The sequence below is a fragment of the Streptomyces sp. WELS2 genome (assembly GCF_013870595.1).
In the GTDB taxonomy this organism is placed as follows: Bacteria; Actinomycetota; Actinomycetes; order Streptomycetales; family Streptomycetaceae; genus Streptomyces.
In genome coordinates this window covers 1-2,734 of record NZ_JACBWZ010000810.1, presented here as the reverse complement: position 1 = coordinate 2,734, position 2,734 = coordinate 1, and the positions used below count along the sequence as shown (strand labels likewise).

The following is a 2,734-nucleotide window of genomic DNA, read 5'->3' as shown; positions in this document are numbered from 1 at the left end:
CCGTCCACGCAGGTGTCGGTGTACCGGATCGTCGAGGCCGCGCTCGGCGCGGGCGACCTGGGCCCGGCGCGGGTGACCCTGCGGCGCCGCCGCGGCACCCTGCGGATCACGGTGACCGGGGTCCGGCTGGCCGTCGCGGGTCCGGTCGCCGAACGCCTGCGGGTGCAGGTCGCCGCCGGTGAGGGGCGGATGGTGTGCGAACCGGCCGGTACGCTACGGGTGTCGTTGCCGGCCGGGGCTCCCGGAGCCCCCGTCCAGGAGGTGTTCCCGTCGCCATACGCGTGATCGTCGTCGACGACCAGGCCGTGGTCCGCGCCGGATTCGCGGCCATCGTGGACGCCGAACCCGATCTGACCGTGGTGGCCGAGGCCGGTGACGGGGCGACGGCCGTGTCGCTCGCCGCGGCACGGGAGGCCGACGTCGTCCTGATGGACATCCGGATGCCGGGCATGGACGGGCTCACCGCAACCCGGCTGATCACCGCGCCGTCCGGCGGACCGCGGGTGCTGGTGCTCACCACGTTCGACCTCGACGAGTACGTGTACGAGGCGCTGCGGGCCGGGGCGTCCGGGTTCCTGCTGAAGGACGCCCGGCCCGACGAACTGCTGTCCGCGATCCGGGTGGTCGCGGCCGGCGACGGCATCCTGGCGCCCGCCGTGACCGGCCGGCTCATCCACACCTTCGCCCGCAGCACCCCTCCCCCGCCCGTGGCCGGCGGACCGCTGGGCCGGCTCACCCAGCGGGAACGCGAGGTCCTGCTGAAGATCGCCTCCGGGCTGACCAACGCGGAGATCGGCGCCGAACTCGGCGTCACCACCGGCACGGTCAAGAGCCATGTCAACGCGCTGCTGTCCAAACTCGGGCTGCGCGACCGGGTCCAGGCCACCATCCTCGCCTACGAGACCGGCCTGATCAGCCCGCGCGGCCCCCTGGCCGGCTGACCGCACCCGCCCCGGGCAGGTCGATGTCCGTTCCCCGCCGGTGCTCCCGCGGCCCGGACGGTGGGATGGACACATGACTTCACGAGAGCTTCTGAACGGCGGGACGGCCCTGGTCACCGGCGGCAGCCGGGGCATCGGCGCGGCGACGGCCCGGCGGCTGGCCCGGGAGGGCGCGGACGTCGCCCTGACATATGTGCACGACAAGGAGGCGGCCGACGCGGTCGTACGGGACATCGAGGCGCTGGGGCGGCGGGCGCTGGCCCTGCGCGCCGACTCGGCGGACGCGGCGGAGGCCGCGGACGCGGTACGGCGGGCCGCCGGGGAACTGGGCGGGCTGGACGTCCTGGTGGCCAACGCGGCCGTCGGGGTGATGGAGCCGCTGGAGAACCTGTCGCTCGCCGACGTCGACCGGGTCCTCGCGGTGAACGTGCGGGGTGTGTTCCTCGCGGCCCGGTCCGCCGCCGGGGTGATGGCATCCGGCGGGCGGATCATCACCGTCGGCAGCTGTCTCACCGCACGGGTGCCGGGGCCCGGGGCCACGCTGTACGCGATGAGCAAGTCCGCCGTGGTCGGGCTGACGAAGGCGCTGGCGCGGGAGCTGGCCGGGCGCGGCATCACGGCGAACGTGGTGCATCCCGGCCCGACCGACACCGACATGAACCCGGCGGACGGCCCGTACGCCTCCGGTCAGGCGGCCATGACCGCTCTCGGCCGGTTCGGCACGGCCGACGAGGTGGCGTCCATGGTGGCGTTCCTCGCCGGGCCGGAGGCGGCCTATGTGACGGGCGCGGAGTTCTCGGTGGACGGCGGCTACGCGGCCTGAGACGGCCGGGCCGGGGAGGGTGTGCGCGTCATGGCCGGTCCAGGCGGCGTACGTCCTCCTCGTCCCACTTCCGGGTGTCGCGCGGCCGCACATAGGGCTCGGCGTGGGGCGGGTGGCCGCCGGCGATGGCCCGCTGCCGCAGGGTCTCCGCGTCGAACTCCAGGCCCAGCAGGATGGCCAGGTTGGTGATCCACAGCCAGACCAGGAAGACGATGACGCCGGCCATCGCGCCGTAGGTCTTGTTGTACGAGGCGAAACCGGCGACGTAGAACGCGAAGCCGGCGGAGGCCACCAGCCAGATCAGCAGGGCGAGGACGCTGCCCGGGGTGATCCACCTGAAGCCCCTGACCTTGGCGTTGGGGGTCGCCCAGTACAGGATCGCGATCATGACGGTGACCAGCAGGACGAGCACCGGCCACTTCGCGATGGACCACGCCGTCAGGGCCGTGTCGCCGAGGCCGAGCGCCTGCCCGGCGCGCTTGGCCAGGCCCCCGGTGAAGACCACGATGACCGCGCCGGCCACGGAGAGCACCATCAGGGCGACCGTGACACCCACCCGCACCGGGAGGATCTTCCACACCGGGCGGCCCTCGGGCATGTCGTAGACGGCGTTGGCGGCGCGGATGAAGGCGGCCACGTAGCCGGACGCCGACCACACTGCCAGCACGATGCCGACCAGCGCCATCACCGAGCCGACGCCGGCCTTGTCCTGCAGTTGTCCCACGGACCGGACGATGATGTCCCGGGCGGGGCCGGGGGCGAGGTTGCGGACGTTGGCCAGCACCCGGTCCGTGGTCGACCGGCCCATGACGGACAGCAGGGAGACCAGCACCAGCAGGGCGGGGAACAGGGACAAGACGCTGTAGTAGGTGAGCGCCGCGGCCCGGTCGGTCAGCTCGTCGTCCCGGAACTCGCGCAGCGCGCCCCGGAACACCCCGCCCCAGGCCCGCCGGGGCAGGATCGGAAGAGC

4 protein-coding genes are annotated in these 2,734 nt (G+C 73.7%); 3 read left to right on the top strand and 1 reads right to left on the bottom strand.

Annotated features, from left to right (window positions below; genetic code table 11):
- The 3 genes from H5J33_RS30175 to H5J33_RS30165 all read left to right on the top strand — a co-directional run.
- The coding region (locus H5J33_RS30175; RefSeq protein WP_181797961.1) for a hypothetical protein at window positions 1–285 on the top strand (285 nt) is incomplete at its 5' end.
- Window positions 282–941, top strand: coding sequence for a response regulator transcription factor (locus H5J33_RS30170; RefSeq protein ID WP_181797960.1), 660 nt, complete (start codon window positions 282–284; stop codon window positions 939–941). The genes H5J33_RS30175 and H5J33_RS30170, both read left to right, overlap by 4 nt.
- Window positions 942–1,014: 73 nt before the next feature.
- Window positions 1,015–1,764: an SDR family oxidoreductase gene (locus tag H5J33_RS30165; protein ID WP_181797959.1), complete on the top strand. Its 750-nt coding sequence runs from the start codon at window positions 1,015–1,017 to the stop codon at window positions 1,762–1,764.
- 28 nt (window positions 1,765–1,792) lie between these two features.
- Here H5J33_RS30165 and H5J33_RS30160 read toward each other — a convergent pair whose 3' ends face one another.
- Window positions 1,793–2,725, bottom strand: coding sequence for a YihY/virulence factor BrkB family protein (locus H5J33_RS30160; RefSeq protein WP_181797962.1), 933 nt, complete (start codon window positions 2,723–2,725; stop codon window positions 1,793–1,795).
- Window positions 2,726–2,734 lie beyond the last annotated feature (9 nt).